The following is an 18,050-nucleotide window of genomic DNA, read 5'->3' as shown; positions in this document are numbered from 1 at the left end:
TAAGGGTCCTGTTAACTTTTCAATAACGGACTCTTCTGCGTGATTCTCAAAAAGGTTATGGTTTAGGCGAATCAAAGGCCACGAGGCGGATGTCTTTGATTTGCTCCCAGAAACCGGGAGCTGCGGCCCGCAAGAACAGGGCAAGGCGGCACAAGGGGATCACAATATGCCGATAAGCGGCAGGAACGACGCGCGGCCACGCGCGGCGTGGCGAGATTGGAGTCTGAAATCGGTGAAGCTCGGCGGAACGGCGCTGGCAGGCTGGAGCCTGTCTTGCGGTTCAGCGGCAGCCGACATGCTCGCCGACACGACTGCTGCCATTTCCCCCGATAACATGATTCTTTTTGGTGCGTTAGGCGGAATGTGCGCCTTTGCCGTCACCGCATCTGTCGCTCTCGTGCGTCATCGCAAACAATCCGGATTGCTGACCGACGCGCTGGAAAAGGAAAAGAGCGATCTCAAATTCCGGGTCGACCGCCTGGAGGCGATGCTCAATACCGACGAGCAACGCGTCATCGTCTGGACCGGCAACGGCGCCATGCCGCAGATCTGGGGCATTCTTCCCGAAAAATCTGGCGTGCCGCGCCCCCCGGCGCAACTGCTTGCGTTCGGCAGCTGGCTGACGGCGAAATGCGCCGGCGACCTGGAACGTCATCTGGACATGCTGTTCCGTACCGGCGAAGCCTTCACCACCACCTTGAAGACCCGCACCGGAACCTATGTGGAAGCGCTGGGGCGCACCACCGGCGGTGCTGTGGTCCTGCGTCTGCGCGATCTGACCGGCGAACGTCAGATGCAGGCGGAACTTGCTGCCCGCAATGCCAAGATCTCGGGCGAACTGCATATGCTGCACGCGCTGCTGGATGCGATGCCGGCACCGGCCTGGCAGCGCGATGCGGAAGGAAATCTCATCTGGGCCAACCAGGCCTATGCGGAAGCGGTCGACATGACCGACGCTGATCTTGCGATCAAGGAAGGGGCAACCTTCCTCGACGCTGCTGCGCGCACCGCCATGGCCGTCCAGCGTAACGAAGACGGCTGTTTCAACGCACGTATTCCCATCGTGGCCTCCGGTGAACGCCGGGTGTTCGAAGTGACCGATGTCAATGCCAATGTCGGCGGAGCCGGCATTGCCGTGGACATCAGCGAACTGGAACAGGCCCAGAAGGAACTCGGCCGCGCCGAGGACTTCCACGGCCGCACGCTGGACCAGCTGGCAGCTGCGGTTGCCATCTACAGCGCCGATCGCAAGCTACAATTCTACAACGCGGCTTTCCGCCAGTTGTGGGATCTCGATCCCGCTTTCCTGGAAAGCCGGCCGGAAGACAGCGCGGTTCTGGATGCCTTGCGCGCGGCGCGCAAGATCCCGGAACAGGCGGACTATCGCGTCTGGCGCAACAAGATGATGGAGAGCTACCAGTCTCTGGAAGCTCGCGAAAGCTGGTGGCATCTTCCCGATGGCCGCACCCTGCGCGTCATTGCCAATCCGCACCCGCAAGGCGGCGTCACCTATATCTATGAAAACGTCACCGAGCAGCTCGATCTGGAAAGCCGCTACAACGCGCTGACCCGCGTCCAGGGGGAAACCCTCGACAATCTGTCGGAAGCCGTTGCCGTGTTCGGGTCCGACGGGCGCCTGCGCCTTTGGAACCCGGCCTTCGGTCGTATCTGGGGACTGGAAGAGGATCAGCTTTCAGAACTGCCGCACGTCAAGGAAGTCGTCTCCGCCTGCACGCTCAATGAAACCGAGCGCGATGCCTGGGAACAGCTTGCCGGCAACGTGACGGGACTTCTCGACAACCGCACCCAGAAGGTCAGCCGTCTGGAACGCCACAACGGCGATGTCGTCGACTATGCCACTGTTCCGCTGCCCGACGGCGGTACGCTGGTGACCTTTGTCGACGTAACGGACAGCGTCAATGTCGAGCGGGCCCTTCTGGAAAAGAACGAGGCACTGGAACAGGCAGACCAGATCAAGAACGCCTTCATCCAGCATGTTTCCTACGAGCTGCGCTCGCCGCTGACCAACATCATCGGCTTCGCCCAGTTGCTGGCAGATCCGAAATTCGGAGAGCTCTCCGACAAGCAGAGCGAATATGCGGACTACATCCAGTCGTCCTCCTCGGCGTTGCTTGCCATCATCAACGACATTCTGGATCTGGCAACGTTGGATGCCGGCATCATGGAACTGGACCTGGGTGAAGTTGACGTCGCGCCGACCGTTGCGGCCGCCGTCGAAGGGTTGAAGGACCGGATCGCCGAAGCACGCATCAACCTGCGGACCCATGTGCCGGGTGATGTCGGCATGATGGTTGCCGACGAAAAACGCCTGCGTCAGGTCCTGTTCAATCTCATCTCCAATGCCGTGCGCTATTCCGAGCCCGACGGCGTGGTCGATGTCAGCTGCAGCCGCGAAGACGACAAGGTGACCTTCGTCGTTCAGGATCATGGCTATGGCATTCCCGCTGAAATCCTCACCCAGGTGTTCAACCGCTTTGTCGGGCATGACACAGGATCGCGCCGTCAGGGCGCAGGTCTCGGCCTTGCCATCGTCAAGAGCTTTGTCGAACTGCATGGCGGCACGGTCGATATTCAGTCCGCCGAAGGCAAGGGCACGACGGTGACCTGCGTTTTCCCCGCACGGCCCGAACTGGCGGACCAGGCGGCGGCCGAGTAGGACGCCGGATGGCAGACCACCAGCTGCAAGCCCTGTCGGGCGCCTTTCAGACAATCGAAATTGCCGACGAACACGGCACGCGGCGTCTTGCCAACGACATCGCGATGGTCCTGAAGCCCGGCGATGTCATTTGCCTGTCGGGCGATCTGGGCGCCGGGAAGTCCACGTTCACCAGGGCGCTGATCCGGGCCTTTGCCGGTGAGCCGGAGCTGGAAGTGCCGAGCCCGACCTTCACGCTCGTGCAGACCTACGATTTGCCGCGTTTCGACCTGTCCCACTTCGATCTTTACCGGCTTGAAGAGCCCGAAGAACTGGAAGAGCTCGGGCTGGATGACCTTCTGGAAACGGGAGCCGCGCTGATCGAATGGCCGGAGAAGGCGAACGAGCTGCTGCCCGGCAATGCCCTTTGGATCCAGATCACCCAGCCGACTGACAGCGATGACCATCGCCGGTTCAGCCTCTATTCGGACGCCCCGCACTGGCAGAACCGGATCGGGCAATCGCTGGCAACGCGGTCCTTTCTGGGGACCGCTGGTCTGCCTGATGCCGAGCGCCGTTTCCTGGCAGGCGATGCCTCCCTGCGAACGTTCGAGACGGTTGCAACAGGGTCTTCGACAGCTGTTCTGATGCGCTGGCCTTTCCAGGGGGACGCGGTGCCGGAAGCTGTCCGCGCCTACATGGAAAAGGTGCATCTGGCGCGCGACTGCCGGGCGATTGTCGCGGTAGGAACGGAACTCAGGAACCATGGTCTTCGCGCGCCCGATCTTATGGCGAGCGACCTGGAAAACGGGCTGATCCTCTCGTCCGATCTTGGCCGGGATACCATCGTGGTAGACGGCAAGCCGGTGCGCGAAAGATATTTTGCCGCCGTCGATGTCCTGGCGAAGATGCATGGTGAGGCCTGGCCAAAAACGGTCTCGCTCGCTGATGGTGGGCTGTATCAGGTCCCCGACTATTCAGCGGACGCGCTTGTTGCCGAAGCGGCACTGTTTCTGGACTGGTATGTTCCGAAGGTGTCCGGAAAGCCGGCCGACGAGAGCACGCGCTCGGAATTCGAACGGTTATGGCGCGAGGCACTTGAAGACATAAGCGAGGCCCAGACAGGTTGGGTGCTGCGCGATTTTCATTCGCCGAACCTTCTTTGGCAGGCGGGTGCTGAGGGAACCGACAGGATCGGCCTGATCGATTTCCAGGACACGGTCTATGGCCCGGTTGCCTATGATGTTGCTTCCCTGCTGCTGGACGCCCGCACGGACATGGACGAAGCTCTGGAAACGGCGCTCTACGATGCTTATCTCTCGGCAAGAAAAATGCAGTCCGCAGAGTTCGATGAAGTTGGTTTTTCGAAAGCCTATGCGGTCATGGCGGCGCAGCGGATCTCCAAGATCCTCGGCATCTTCGTCCGTCTGGCCGAGCGCGATGGTAAGCCGGCTTACTTGAGCCATCTGCCGCGCATGCTAGGCTATCTCGACCGGGTGCTTGACAGGCCGTTCCTGTCGGATTTGAAAGACTGGTACGCACGCTACCGGCACTGAACGCGCCGCGTTCAACCGGTCGCACATTTGAGACAGATGATGACAGACAAGCGGTTTCGCCCTTCCAAAGCCATGATCCTGGCCGCAGGCCTCGGCAAGCGCATGCGCCCGCTGACGGCAACGACGCCCAAGCCCCTGATCGAGGTCAACGGTCAGGCCCTGATCGACCATGGCATGGACCGGCTGGCAGCAGCCGGCGTGAAGACCTGTGTGGTCAACGTGCACTACCTTGCCGATCTGGTGGAGGTTCATGTCCGCCGCCGCCCTGATATGGAAATCCTGATTTCCGACGAACGCGACCAGCTTCTGGAAACCGGGGGCGGTATCAAGAAAGCGCTGCCGCTATTGGGCGAAGAGCCGTTCTTTCAGCTCAATGCCGACACCTGCTACTGGATCGAAGGCGTCAAACCCAACCTGGAACACATGATCGAAGCCTGGGACGAGAGCCGCATGGACGCCCTGCTTCTGGTTGCCGAAACCGTGAAAGCGGTCGGCTATTCCGGCCGTGGTGATTTCGACATGGCGAAGGATGGGGCGTTGACCCGGCGGCAGGAAAAGGGTGTGACGCCCTTTGCCTATGCAGGTGCAACCATTTTGCACCCGCGCCTGTTCGAAGATGCCCCGGACGGGCCGTTCTCCATGAACAGGCTTTTCGACAGGGCGATTGAAGCCGGACGTCTCTACGGCGTTCAGATGGAAGGCCTGTGGCTGCATATCGGAACTCCGGAGGCCATACGTGCCGCCGAATATGCCGTTCGCGAGAGTGCCGCCTGAGGATGGCCCGCAGCGCGCGCCTCTGGTCTGTCCCGCCGTCCGTCCCTTTCCTGAAAACGCTGGCCGACACACTGGTCGACGGCACCCTGATCCCTGGCTTTCGCCCGCTGGACGATCCACTGCTGCTGCCGTCGGTCACGCTGTATCTGCCGACGCGCCGCGCTGCGCGCCTGCTGCCGGAGCTTTTCCAGCAGCGGTTTGGTGGCCGGCCGGTTCTCCTGCCTGCCATCCGCCCGGTGGGCGATGCCGACGAGGATGCGCAGAGCCTGACCGCCAATGCGGATCTGGAACCTCTGCCGCCGGCAATGCCCCTTCTGGAACGTCATCTTGCGATGACGCGGCTGGTGAAGGCCTGGAAAGGCATGCTGCGCCGGGAAGCGCTCAGTCTCAGGTCCGACGAACCTCTCGGCCTTCCGGCGTCGACGGCCGATGCAGCCTGGTTGGCGGCAGACCTGCTGACGCTGATGGACGAGGTCGAGACGGAAGAAGCCGACTGGACGGAACTGTCCGGTCTGGTGCCGGAGGACCATGCCCGGTACTGGCAGATCACGCTCGATTTCCTGCAGATCGTGCGGGAGGCCTGGCCCGCGCATCTGGCCGAACTGAAAATGATGGACCCGAAGGCACGCCGCTCGGCCCTTATCCGGCGCGAGGCCGAGCGCCTGGAACGGACACCTCCTCGTGGCCCGGTCATTGTTGCGGGTGTCACCGGCTCGGTTCCGGCCACCGCCGAATTGCTGAAGGTTGTCTCCCGGCTTGAATCCGGTGTCGTCGTGCTGCCTGGGCTGGACCGCTATCTGGACAGCCGCTCCTGGGCCGTATTGGGAGAAAAGACGGGCAAGGCCTCTACCCGCAAGGGGCTGATGCAGAAAGACGCGTCAACCCTGCCTTCACATCCGCAGTATTCGCTGAAGCAGTTGCTTGATCGGCTGGGTGCCGGGCGGGAAGAGGTCGTAACACTCGGGCCAAACCCGGACCGGGGGCTCCTGCTGCGTGAGGAACTGGTCTCCGAGGCCCTGCGTCCCGCCGATACCTCCGATGGCTGGACAGCCTATCTGGACGCCCGTCCAGAAACGGACAGGGCGGAGGCATTGGATGGTGTCTCGATCATGACTGCCCGCAACGAGGCGGATGAAGCCTTGAGCGTGGCGATTGCCTTGCGCGAAGCGATCGAGCGGCAGGAAAGTGCGGCCCTAATTTCGCCGGACCGCATGTTGACGCGCCGGGTTGCGGCAGAGCTTGCCCGCTGGAACATACAGGTGGACGACAGTGCCGGCCGCCCGCTCGACCAGACCGCACCGGCCATTCTGGCGATCCTGGCTGCGAAACTCGCGCTCGGTGGCTGCGAGCCTATCGATCTTCTGGCGCTTCTGAAGCATCCGCTGACACGGTTGGGCCTGCCGGTGAAAGACATCCGGTCTGCCGCCCGCGCGCTGGAGCGTGGCGTGGTTCGCGGACCGCGCGCCCGGCCGGGAACGGCAGGTTTGCAACTGGCTGTCGAGGCGAGCCGGGAAGATGCGGGCAAGGCACATACGCCACGCTGGAAAAAGATCCACGACGAAGACTGGGATGTGATTGCGAACCTTGTCGACCGGCTGGCGAACGCACTGAAACCGCTGGAAGAACTTGCCGCAGAAGGCGGCACGATCCTTCTGACCGACCTCGCACGGCGTCATGTCGATGTGATCGAGGCGATCTCGATCGATCACGAAGGTTCGGTGGCAGAACTTTACGCCGGTGAGGCGGGCGAGGCGCTGGCCCAGTTCCTGACCGGTCTTCTGGAAGCAAGCTCCAGCGGACTGGAAATTCCCGCCGGCGAATGGCCGTCGGTACTGCCCGCGCTGATGTCCGGTCAGGCCGTACGGCGCAGGCTGCCGGGCGACCAGCGGGTGCAGATCCTCGGTCCCATGGAAGCACGGCTTCAGGCCTTTGATTTCGCGATCCTGGGTGGCCTCAATGAGGGCGTCTGGCCTCAACGCACGCGCAATGATCCGTGGCTGAACCGGCCGATGAAGCGTGACATGGGGTTGGAACCCCCGGAACGCCGGCTCGGTGCGGCCGCACATGACTTCGCGCAAGGCATGGGGGCACGGCGGGTTCTTCTGTCGCGTGCCGCACGCTCCGACGGCGCTCCCACTGTTGCATCGCGCTGGCTGCAACGCCTGACCACGCTTGCCGGGCCTGACCTGACGAAGAAACTGGAAGCGCAAGGGGCGGTATATTCCGCCCTTGCAGCACAGCTCGACCGGCCGGAAGGCGCGGTGCGGCCCGCGTCCCGGCCTCACCCTCGTCCGCCCTTGGCAGCGCGCCCGAAATCGCTCTCCATCACCGAAATTGAACGCTTGATCCGCGATCCCTACGCGATCTTTGCCCGTCATGTGCTCGAGCTGCAGCCGGTCGACCCGATCGGCGGCGAACCCGGTGCGGCCGATAAGGGCAACCTCATTCACGATGCGCTGGCAGATTTCCTGCTGACCTGGACCGGCGCATTCGACGACAGTGCCGTAAAGGCCCTGACAGAGATCGGCGAGGAGCTGTTTGAGCCTCTTGATGCGTTTCCGGCGATCCGGGCGCTTTGGTGGCCGCGTTTCCAGAAAATTGCGGCTGGCTTCGTTGCCTACGAAGCGAGGCGATCGCAACACGTCAGTCAGCGGTTCCTGGAAATCGGGGGCGGTGTTGAACTGAAGTTGCCCGGCTTCGATTTCCGCCTGCGCGGCCGGGCAGACCGGATCGACCTTCTAAGTGGCGGTGGGCTGTCCGTGGTCGATTACAAGACAGGGCAGGTGCCCTCGCAAAAGCAGGTCGATGCGCTCCTGTCGCCGCAATTGCCGCTGGAGGCCGCGATGGTCCGGCGGTTCGGGTTCAAGGATGTGCCGGCTGACGCGCCCATATCCGAGCTATTGTATCTGCAGCTGAAGGGCGGCAGCGAACCGGTGATCGAAGCGCCGCGAAACCCGAAGGACACGCCGCTGGAAGATCTGGTGGAAGACGCCTGGACGCGGCTGGAACAGTTGATCGCCCACTATGTCAGAGAAGACATTGGTTACCTGTCCCGTGCCCGCGTCATGCGCGAGCGGCAGATGGGCGGTGACTATGATCATCTTGCCAGAACGCAGGAATGGGCACTTGGATCGGAGGAGCCTTCATGAGCTTTCAGATCCCTGAAGTGACCAGGCAACGGCAGGACCTTGCCTCCCGCCCACGGGCTTCTGCCTGGGTGAGTGCAAATGCCGGATCGGGCAAGACCTTCGTTCTGTCCCGCAGGGTGGTGCGGCTGCTGCTGGATGGCACAGATCCCTCTCGTATTCTTGCGCTGACCTTCACCAAGGCCGCCGCTGCCGAAATGGCGACCCGCGTTTTCAAGATCCTCGGCGAATGGGTCACCAAGGATGATGCCGCACTCGCGGCCGAATTGCAGGATATTGAAGGCCGCAAACCAGATGCCGCGCGCCTGGCGATGGCACGCCGCCTGTTTGCCCGGGCACTGGAAACACCGGGCGGGTTGAAGATCCAGACCATTCACGGTTTCTGCGAATCCCTGCTGCACCAGTTTCCGCTGGAAGCAAACGTCGCGGGCCATTTTGCCGTACTCGACGACCGGGTGGCAGCGGAACTCATGGCGGCCTCGCGCGCGACCGTGCTTCATGTTGCCGAAACCGAGCCGGAAAGCGCCTTTGGCAGGGCGCTGGCATCTGTCATTGATCTGATGAGCGATGGCGGCGCCCAGAAGGCGCTGGACGAGTTGATCCAGAGCCGTGACGCTTTCCGCCGCTGGACGGTTGATGCCGGCGATCTGGAAACCGCGCTTGCCGAGCTTGCCGGTCTTCTGGAAACCGACCCGGTTCTGAGGCTGGCGGATTTCGACGAGCAGTTTCGGTCCGCATGCCCGTTTGATCTGAACACCTGTCTTGCCTATGCCGAGGCACTGCGAACCGGCACCAAGACCGATCAGGCGCGTGCGGACGATCTGGTTACCGCCGCGAGGCTCACGGACATAACCGCTTTCCGCGAGGCCTGGCAGGCGATTTTCCTGACAGCCAAGCTCGAGCCGCGAAAGTCGCTCGCCACCAAGAAGGTCGCTGAAACGTTTCCCCAGATGCTCGAGGCACTGGAGGCGGAACAACAACGCCTGTTGGAATTGCTTGACCAGCGCCGGAAGGTAGCGACCTATGAGGGAACCACAGCCCTGCTGCGTCTCGCCGACGCGGTGATCGGTCATTATGAGCGCGCCAAGACCGCCCGCGGGTATCTCGATTTCGAGGATCTGGTGGTCAAGACGGCAACACTGCTGCAGAAGTCGGACGCCGCGCTCTGGGTGCAATACAAGCTCGACCAGGGGCTCGACCATATCCTCGTTGACGAGGCCCAGGACACCAGCCCGCGCCAATGGGAAGTGGTGACTTCGCTAGCCTCTGAATTTTTCGCCGGGACCGGAGCAAGGGACCGGGTGCGCACGCTGTTTGCGGTGGGCGACGAAAAACAGTCGATCTACTCGTTCCAGGGCGCTGTTCCGGCCTATTTCGATGCCATGCGCCGGGCCTTTTCCGGAAAGGCCGAGGCGGCCGAGCTTGAGTTTCATTCCGTCAATCTGCAGCTCTCCTTCCGCTCCACGCCGGATGTTCTTGGAGCGGTCGACAAGGTGTTTCACGACGAAAGTGCCCACAAGGGTCTGTCGCAGGACGTGAAAGCGCCGGTCCATGAAGCCATCCGGCGCGATCCGGGGATCGTTGATCTGTGGCCACTGGAAGCCGAGGCGGAGATCGAGGAGCCGGACGACTGGCGCCAGCCGATCGACCACGTCGGTTCGGGCAGCCCGATGCTGAAGGTGGCCAGGCGTATTGCTGCCGAAATTGCCCAGTGGATGCGCGATGGCACGGCAAATCCCGGCGACGTGATGATCCTCGTGCGCAAGCGCGGGCCTTTTGTCGAAGCGCTCAACCGGGAACTGAAGGAGCTGGACATCCCGGCTGCCGGCAGTGACCGCCTTGTTCTGACGGACCATATCGCTGTTCAGGATCTTGCCGCTCTCGGCAGGTTCCTGTTGCTGCCGGAAGACGACCTGTCGCTTGCCTGCGTGCTGAAGAGCCCGCTGTTCGACCTGACGGACGACGACCTGCTGGAGGTTGCCCGGGAAACGCCGGAAAAGGTGCGCCCCGGAACGCTGTGGCAGATGCTGGTGAAACGGTCGGACAGTTCGGACAAATGGAAGGCCGTGCGCGCAAGGCTGGAAGACTGGCGCGCACGCGCCGACTTCGTGCCGCCTTACGAATTCTATGCCCGGCTGCTGGGGGCTGATGGTGGCCGGAAAGCTTTTCGCGCTCGCCTCGGCGTGGAAGTCGATGACGTTCTGGACGAGTTCCTGGCGCTCACCATTGCCTATGAGCAATCCGGCACGCCGGGCCTGGAAGGGTTCCTTGCCTGGATGGCAGCGGCACCGACCGAGATCAAGCGTGAGTTGACCAATACCAAGGGCATGGTCCGCATCATGACCGTGCATGGTTCCAAGGGGCTGGAAGCGCGGATCGTCGTTCTGGTCGATCCGGGGGCAGCACCTGTCAGCGCAATCCACGATCCGGCCTTCCTGCCGCGCAAGCGTCTGGAAAACGATCTTCTGCCACCGGCGCTGGTCTGGCTGCCGCCCAAGGCGGACCGGACGCCCTGGCACGACGCGGCGGTGGAAGCCCTGCGGGACGCGCAGGAGGAAGAATACCGGCGCCTGTTGTACGTGGCTCTGACCCGCGCCGAAGACCGGCTGATCGTCTGCGGCTGGGAACCGAAACGCGGTGCCCACGAGAACTGCTGGTATTCGATGGTCTCGCGGGCGTTGAAGCCTGAGGCGCGTGAACTGACAGCGACGGATGGATCCGTCTCCGCCTGGCGCTGGCAGAAGGACGGCGTCATCGCCGAGCCCGAGGCAGGCGCGGCGCCGCATACCTCCGCAGAGCCGCGCAGCGAAGAACCGCCGTTGCCGGACTGGCTCTCCAGTCCCGTCCGTCCGCTTGCCAGGAAGAAACGCCTTCAGCCCTCACGGGCATTCGAGGCGATGGAGGAAAAGGAAGGCATCGAACCGGTGCCTGCGGTGTCTCGCCTGCAGGCGGGCAGGGATCTTGCGTCCTGGCCCCTGGAGCGCGGTCGACTGATCCACCGGCTTCTGGAGCTGTTGCCGGACTTGGCTGAAGACGCCCGCATGGCAGCGTCGGAAGCCTACCTCAAGCAGGCCCTCAAGCCGGAATTTGCCGAGCGCATGCCTCACCTTCTGCGCGAGGTGGCTGCGATTCTCGAGATGCCGGAATTCGAGACGTTGTTTTGCGGTCATGCCCGCGCCGAAGTTCCGCTGGTCGGGACGATTCGGGCAAGCGACGGCACGGAAGTCGAGATATCCGGACAGATCGACCGGCTGGTGGTTGAGGATAACCGGGTGGTGATTGTGGATTACAAGACCAATTTCCATCCGCCGGCATCAGTTGCCGAAATCCCGCTCGAGTACCGCGCACAGCTTTGTGTTTACAGGGAAATGCTGAAGCAGATTTATCCGGACAGGGAAATTTCCGCCCAGCTTCTGTGGACCGCGGTGCCGAGCCTGATGGAAATCCCCGAAAAGGTGCTGGAAGAAACCTTCGCCGGACTGCGTCCTGACGGCACATCGGCTTGACGGCAGGCCCTCGGCTTCCTACGTTCTTGCCAACTGACGCGCTTACATCGGGTAGGCGCGATCCTGAGACCTACGAGATCTAGTTATGGCTACCACACAAGTTACCGACTCTTCGTTTGAAGCCGAAGTCCTGAAATCCGACGGCCCGGTCGTGGTCGACTTCTGGGCCGAATGGTGCGGTCCGTGTAAGATGATCGCTCCGGCTCTTGAAGAAATCTCCGAAGAGATGAACGGCCAGGTGAAGATCACCAAGCTCAATATCGACGAGAACCAGGACATGGCCATGAAATACGGCGTTCGGTCCATTCCGATGCTGATCCTGTTCAAGGACGGCGAGCCGATGGCAACCCAGATCGGTGCAGCGCCGAAGGGCAAACTCTCCGACTGGATCAAGAGCGCCCTTTAATTCCGAAATATATCTGCGGCTGACCGGCTGCGGTTCATATGAGCGCATCCGGCGGGTAAGCGAAAGCCTATCCGCCGATGCTCTTTGAAAAAACGCCAACCGGTCGTATAAGCACCCGCAAACAGTCTGAGCAAACGGATCATTCATGAGCGACGAAAACAAAACCCCGGAAGAGCAGCCGGCAGAAGCAACGCCGGAAACCGCAGCAGCGGAACAGCCGGAAGCTGTCGAGGCGGCCGGTGTCGATCCGATCGAAGTTCTGAAAGCCGAAAACGCGGATCTGAAGGATCGCGCGCTTCGCGTGATGGCGGAAATGGAAAACCTGCGCCGCCGCACGGAAAAGGAAGTCAAGGACGCCCGCCAGTACGCCGTGTCAGGTTTTGCCCGCGACATGCTGACGGTCTCCGACAACCTGCGCCGCGCACTTGAGGCGTTGCCGGAAGAGGACCGCAAGAACGCCGATGCGGGTGTTGCTTCGCTGATCGAAGGCGTCGAGATGATCGAGCGCGATCTGCTCAACCAGCTTGAAAAGAATGGCGTCAAGAAACTGGACCCGGAAGGCCAGAAGTTCGACCCGAACTTCCACCAGGCCATGTTCGAGGTGCCGAACACCGCAGTGCCGAACAACACGGTTGTACAGGTCATGCAGGCCGGCTACGTCATTGGCGACCGCGTGCTGCGTCCGGCCATGGTCGGCGTGTCCAAGGGTGGCCCGAAGGATGTTGCGGCGTCGGCTGAAGCCGGACAGACGGTCGACAAGAACGCCTGAGCTCAACCGACCCCAGAGCTTCGAAGGGGCTGCTCCGCATCCAGCGGAGTGGCCCTTTTCTTTGGAACAACCCTTTCGTCAACACAGCTGGCCGGAGCCAGTCCTGCCGTCGATGCGACGCGCGAGGACGACAGCCGGGAACGATCAATGTTTTTCCAGAAAGCGGTCTGGTCGGACTTCCCTAATCCCTTGAGCGAGATATGCAGGCCCTCAGACGTAGGGCAGAGCGCCGGCGTGGCATGCTACGGGATGACAAAGACCCGGACCTCAGGTACTGCCTTCGGAAAGAAAGTGGCCATGGGGGACGGAATGCTGCTGCAAATGCTGGACTATCTCGGGGTGGCGGTATTCGCCATTACCGGCGGCATCGTCGCTTCGCGCAAGCAGCTGGATATCGTTGCCCTGCTGTTCTTTGCCACGCTGACGGGGATCGGTGGTGGTACCCTGCGTGACCTTTTGCTGGGTGTACCGGTCTTCTGGGTGGAGAACGAATGGTATCTGCTGGTGTGCTTCGTCGTCAGCGCGCTGGTCTGGTATTTTGCCGAGTGGATCGAAAAGCTCAGCAAACCCTTGAGATGGGCCGATGCTATCGGTATTGCGGCCTATTCTGTCATGGGAGCTGCCAAGGCCCTGACTGTCGGTGACACGATCCTGGTGGCGATCCTGATGGGTGTCTCCACGGCAACTTTCGGCGGTATCCTGCGGGACACCATCGCCCGTGAACCTTCCTCCATCGTGAAGCCGGAAATCTATGTCGGTGCGGCCTTTGCCGGTGCGGGTGGATTTGTTGTGCTGGTGCAATTGGGCGCGCCGCAAATCCTTGCCGCGATCCTTGCCGCAAGCTGTGCGCTGATCTTGCGCGGCGGAGCGATCCTGCGTGGCTGGACCTTGCCCGGACACCGTTTTGGAACAGGTTCAGATCCCAGCTAAGCCGGGATGGCTTTCCGTCCCTTGGCCTCAGCGGACAGTCTTGGAACGACAAAAGCCGGCCCACAGGGAACCGGCTTCACGATTATCGTATGACGGGTTTGGCGCGATCGGCCGAACGTGCCAAACCCTTGGAGGCAGCCGGTCTCGCCCGTAGGGTGGAACGGCCAGGGTGCCATCAAGGCACTAGTAGACAAGCCCCGAGCAGGCCGACACATAGTACATCAGCCCAATTGCGATTGCCGGAAGGCTTGCCGAATAGGCAAGCGTCGTCAGCATGATATGCTCCTTCAAAATACCAATGAGAAAGCGAACCCATGGCGGCCAAGCCGTCATCCGGGCGACCCTTTTCGGGCGCTCGCTTTCATGGATTCCCCCTGCTGATCCGGGATATGGTGTGCGCAGGCACGAGTTCCAGAGGTCACGTCCTCAAAAAAACGTGTGCAGCCAGTGCGTAGTCTGCGAGCCCGGTACGCGGGGCAGGCAAAAAGAGCGTGCGCTGGCCATAGTAACGCCGGCCGGCTTTCGTGCCCTGTGTGAGGTCTTTCAGGTCGGCAGCCCATTCAAGATCCGGCCGTGGCGGTTCGCTCAGGTCGGTGGTGAACAGCCGTGCTTCCTGCAGCAGTTCTGTCGGCAATTGTGCTTCCGGATCAAGCACATCTACGTGACAGCCCGCAGGAGGATCCAGGTAGGTGAGGGCGTGATGGGTGCCTGTTTCGTTTTCCGGACCGGCAATGCAGATCATGTCGGCGCCTTCCTGCGCGGCATAGATCTCGTTCGTGATGCCGACATTGACCCCCTTGAGCGCGGGCAAGGCGGCGATCCTTTTCTGGATTTCCGGCGACACTCCGGCCAGAAGGATCGACGTCAGGTTGCGCACGGCCGCATAACCGCACACAAGCCGGGGCAACCTCGGGTCGTCGCCGATGACCAGCAGGCGGGACGTGTCTTCGCGGGACAGGTAACTAGCGCCGAGCGCATGCAGACCGGCCGTGCGCCAGACTGTAAGGCGCATGCCATCCAGAAGGGCGATCGGTTGTCCGCCGGAACCGGAAAACAATAGGTAGAGACTTGAGGACAGGCCCGTTTGTTCAGGAAGATCCAGCGCCAGGGAGCAGCCGATATAGCCGCGCTTGACGTCGCCCTGTTGGGTAAAGTCAGTCCAGGCCGGCTGTACGGTGAGCGCGCCTTGCTGCTGGTTCAGCCGGCCGATGGGCAAGGGGGATGCCTTGGGGGCGACTGTGCTGGAGCGATAGGCCCGGCGCAGCGTTTCAAGAACGGCCCTGTCTTCCAGGCAGGCATCGATCTCGTCGCTGGAGATAATACGCATGGTAATGTCGGCCGGTCAGGCGGCGTTGCGGTTGCCCGGTCCTGCCAGTCCCTTGAGATTGGATGCCGGCTGACCTGCGGTGTTCATTTCCCGCAGCTGGTCGGCTTCCTTGTGCCATTTCGCGGCTTCCCGGCGCTTCACGCGTGCTTCCTTGCGCCAGCGGCCCTGTTTGGCCCATGCGCCAAGTCCACCGACGATGATGCCGACACCCAGACTTGCGAAGATGATCCAGAACAGCGGAATGTCCGGGATCGTCAGGCGCGGGTCCTGCGGGTCGAGGGGATTGAGCGACAGGGAGACCGTGTGCCGGTTCGCCACCGACAACGGGATCAGGACAACCGCGATAACGAACAAGATCACGTTCTTGAGGAAACGGGTCACTGGGTTCTCCCGGTTTTGGCCAGATCAGAAGTCGATTTTAAATGGCGTGCCGTGGCAAACGCAATCAGTCGTCGCCGTGGTCCACACCATCGTTCAACCGTATACGCATTTCCTTGCCGGTTTTGAAGAAGGGCACGAACTTTTCGTCCACTTCCACCTTTTGACCGGTGCGCGGATTGCGGCCGACGCGAGCGGGGCGGTTCTTGACGGAAAACGCGCCGAAGCCGCGCAACTCCACCCGGTCGCCGCGCATGAGCGCTTCGGTAACCTCATCCAAGATGGCGTTGACGATGTTCTCAACGTCCCGCTGATAGAGATGCGGATTTTGTTCGGCGATATGCTGAACCAGCTCAGATTTGATCATGAAGTGCCCCCTCGCTTACGGATTATTGTCTGCCGCGTCAGAAGCCTGCCAAACGGATACCAGCCCGTCAAGCGTAAGCCCTCGTGGAATCAGCCCCTTAGCTTCACTAACCGGCTCCAGAAGGGCCGATCCGATGCCTTTTCCGAACTCTCGCGAGACCCGGGAGGAAAACGGCAGCTCTTCCAGATTTTCGTTGGCGCTCCAGGTGACGACTGGAAGATCTTTCGGAACGCCCTTCTCGCTTACGAGCCAGTCGATTGCGACATCTTCGCCGCCAATGGCATCGATCAGCTTTTCCGTCTGGGCATCGTGGCCCGTCAGAATGCGGCCGTCTGCAAGTTCCTTGGCCCTGGGCATGTCGAGAGATCGCCGCTCGGCGACCAGTGAAACGAACCAGTCGTAGGAATTGTCGACGAGCTTTTGCAGCATGGCGCGCGCCTCGGGGCTCGTCTGGGAATAGAAGTCGGGCTCGGCCTTCAGCGGAGCACTCTTGACCGCATCCATTTCCACGCCGACCGTTTCCATCAGTTTGCTGATATTGCCGAACTGGAACAGCACGCCGATGGAGCCGGTGATGGAATTGTATCTCGCGACGATGTGATCGGAGGCAAGGGCGATCATGTAGCCCGCGGAGGTTCCGATGGTTCGTATTTCGGCAACCACCGGCTTCTTTTCGGAAAGTTTGCGCAGCGCTTCATACAGCGCTTCGCCGCCGGTTGTGCTGCCACCGGGAGAATTGATGGAGATCACCACGCCCTTGACCGCATCGGACTTGCCGATCTTCTCGATCATTTGCAGGGTCTTGCGGCTTTCGAGGATGACGCCTTCGATCGGGATGCGCGCGATATGCGCCGTCCGCTTGGACAATTCCGAAGCCCCGGAGACGTAGATAAGCCCCCCGATCAGTGCCGCGGCGATGACGACAAAAGTCGCGATCCGCCAGAAGGTCACTTTGCGTCTGAGGCGCCGTCTGTCTACCAGCGCGTCAACATCTACCGACATGAATACGATGTCCCCGACAAGAGCTTATGAAAACCAATAACATACATAGGGTGACCGTTGTAAGAAATGCAATCGGCTTCTCTCAGTTTCACATCAGATTGCGGCGGTTTCTGGCAAGCCGGCACAGTTTCGTGTGTTCATGAGGCTCAATCGCCCAGAGGTTGAGGTCCGGTACGGCCATGGAAGGCGGTCAGGGAAGAGCGGATCCGGCGCAGGTTTTCGCTTGTGGTGGCGGCCCGGACCTGCGCGACCGTCATGGCGATGGCGTCGACAATCACCAGGTGCGCGTATCGCGAGGCGGTGGGCTTGAAGATGTCCGGGTCCTCGGGAAGATCGACCAGGATGGGGATCTTGGAAATCATCGCAAGGCGGGAGCCTTTCGGTGCGATCGCGATTGTGGTGGCTCCATATCCGCCGGCAATCTCGGCCGCGCTGACCAGTTCATCCGCTTCGCCACTGGCGGAGACACACAGCAGAACGTCGTCGGGCCCGAGCGTCGCCGCGCGCATCTGCAGAAGGTAGCTGTCGTGCAGGGCGACAGACGGGATACCGAGGCGAAAAAAGCGGCTCGCCGCTTCACCGGCCACCATCGTCGACCCACCGCCGATCCCGGCGGTGAGAAGCTGCCGGCATTTGGCGATCTTTTCGACGGCCCGCTCGATAACGGCCGGATCGACCTGCTGCCGCATGACATTGGCGGTCGCATAAAGCGCGCCCAGAACGCGGTCGATCGCCGTTTCGCTGGCAACCTGTTCGGTAGTCGATGGCGCGGAAATATACTGCAGGCTGACGGCCAGGTTCTGTGCAAGTCGCAGCTTGAATTCTCGGAAACCGTCACAGCCGAGTGTCCTGCAAAAGCGAACGACGGTCGGTGTACTGACGCCGCAGGCTTTTGCCAGTTCGGCGATCGTCATGTCCGAAATCGCGGACAGATGCTTTTGCACGTAGTCCGCAACCTTTTGTTCCCGCGCCGGAAACTGGCCGGCGTGATCGCGGAGTGCGGAAATGAGATCGATAGCGGCATGGCCGTTTGTATTGTCGCCGGTCGGGGTTCGGATCTTTGCCTGCACACATGTCTCCCTGGTTGCGGGATTTGTAATTTGATTACACAAAATCGTCAATCAGCGCCTGATCATAGCCTCATTTACGCGAGAAATGTAATTTAAAAACAAAATACGCTTGACGAAACGCAATTTCTGCTCTGAAAATGTAATTAAGGTACATTTCGGTGGA

General features: G+C 61.4%; 13 protein-coding genes. 8 read left to right on the top strand and 5 right to left on the bottom strand.

Translation table 11 applies throughout. The features are described 5' to 3' along the window. The first annotated feature begins 232 nt into the window (after positions 1–232). The 8 genes from ACP90_RS25425 (at position 233) to ACP90_RS25390 (ending at position 13,743) form a co-directional block, all read left to right on the top strand. Positions 233–2,677: a PAS domain-containing sensor histidine kinase gene (locus tag ACP90_RS25425; RefSeq protein WP_022998976.1), complete on the top strand. Its 2,445-nt coding sequence runs from the start codon at positions 233–235 to the stop codon at positions 2,675–2,677. An 8-nt stretch (positions 2,678–2,685) separates the two neighbouring features. Next, positions 2,686–4,212 (top strand): tRNA (adenosine(37)-N6)-threonylcarbamoyltransferase complex ATPase subunit type 1 TsaE, encoded by a 1,527-nt coding sequence (gene tsaE / locus ACP90_RS25420; RefSeq protein WP_062490775.1) that lies wholly within the window; start codon positions 2,686–2,688, stop codon positions 4,210–4,212. Positions 4,213–4,251: 39 nt separating this feature from the next. Then, on the top strand, positions 4,252–4,986 hold the full coding sequence (locus ACP90_RS25415) for a nucleotidyltransferase family protein (RefSeq protein WP_031268670.1): 735 nt from the start codon (positions 4,252–4,254) through the stop codon (positions 4,984–4,986). 2 nt (positions 4,987–4,988) lie between these two features. Next, positions 4,989–8,135, top strand: a complete 3,147-nt coding sequence (addB, locus tag ACP90_RS25410; RefSeq protein ID WP_062490773.1) for a double-strand break repair protein AddB — start codon at positions 4,989–4,991, stop codon at positions 8,133–8,135. After that, complete coding sequence (gene addA / locus ACP90_RS25405; protein WP_062491996.1) at positions 8,132–11,638, top strand: double-strand break repair helicase AddA; 3,507 nt, start codon at positions 8,132–8,134, stop codon at positions 11,636–11,638. The genes addB and addA overlap by 4 nt, the downstream gene beginning before the upstream one ends. Positions 11,639–11,723: 85 nt before the next feature. After that, entirely contained in the window at positions 11,724–12,044 is a 321-nt protein-coding gene (gene trxA, locus ACP90_RS25400) for a thioredoxin (protein WP_022998971.1), read from the top strand. A 145-nt stretch (positions 12,045–12,189) separates the two neighbouring features. Continuing rightward, the gene (grpE, locus tag ACP90_RS25395; RefSeq protein ID WP_062490771.1) at positions 12,190–12,813 is read left to right on the top strand and encodes a nucleotide exchange factor GrpE; all 624 of its coding nucleotides are present in this window, start codon (positions 12,190–12,192) and stop codon (positions 12,811–12,813) included. 309 nt (positions 12,814–13,122) lie between these two features. Continuing rightward, positions 13,123–13,743 (top strand): trimeric intracellular cation channel family protein, encoded by a 621-nt coding sequence (locus tag ACP90_RS25390; RefSeq protein WP_062490769.1) that lies wholly within the window; start codon positions 13,123–13,125, stop codon positions 13,741–13,743. A gap of 418 nt (positions 13,744–14,161) precedes the next feature. Here ACP90_RS25390 and ACP90_RS25385 read toward each other — a convergent pair whose 3' ends face one another. The 5 genes from ACP90_RS25385 to ACP90_RS25365 form a co-directional block, all read right to left on the bottom strand. Then, complete coding sequence (locus tag ACP90_RS25385) at positions 14,162–15,070, bottom strand: ornithine cyclodeaminase (protein WP_055657231.1); 909 nt, start codon at positions 15,068–15,070, stop codon at positions 14,162–14,164. A gap of 15 nt (positions 15,071–15,085) precedes the next feature. Next, a complete protein-coding gene (locus ACP90_RS25380; RefSeq protein ID WP_022998966.1) occupies positions 15,086–15,451 on the bottom strand; it encodes a lipopolysaccharide assembly protein LapA domain-containing protein in 366 nt (121 codons plus the stop codon). Positions 15,452–15,515: 64 nt separating this feature from the next. Further along, positions 15,516–15,815: an integration host factor subunit beta gene (gene ihfB, locus ACP90_RS25375; protein WP_006940254.1), complete on the bottom strand. Its 300-nt coding sequence runs from the start codon at positions 15,813–15,815 to the stop codon at positions 15,516–15,518. A gap of 15 nt (positions 15,816–15,830) precedes the next feature. Next, positions 15,831–16,817, bottom strand: a complete 987-nt coding sequence (gene sppA / locus ACP90_RS25370; RefSeq protein ID WP_062490767.1) for a signal peptide peptidase SppA — start codon at positions 16,815–16,817, stop codon at positions 15,831–15,833. Between the two features lie 146 nt (positions 16,818–16,963). Beyond that, entirely contained in the window at positions 16,964–17,887 is a 924-nt protein-coding gene (locus tag ACP90_RS25365; protein ID WP_062490766.1) for a MurR/RpiR family transcriptional regulator, read from the bottom strand. Between the last annotated feature and the right edge of the window lie 163 nt (positions 17,888–18,050).

This window comes from Labrenzia sp. CP4 (assembly GCF_001579905.1).
Lineage (GTDB): Bacteria > Pseudomonadota > Alphaproteobacteria > Rhizobiales > Stappiaceae > Roseibium > Roseibium algicola.
The sequence above is the reverse complement of the archived record's forward strand: the minus strand, read 5'-3'. Positions and strand labels throughout refer to the sequence as shown.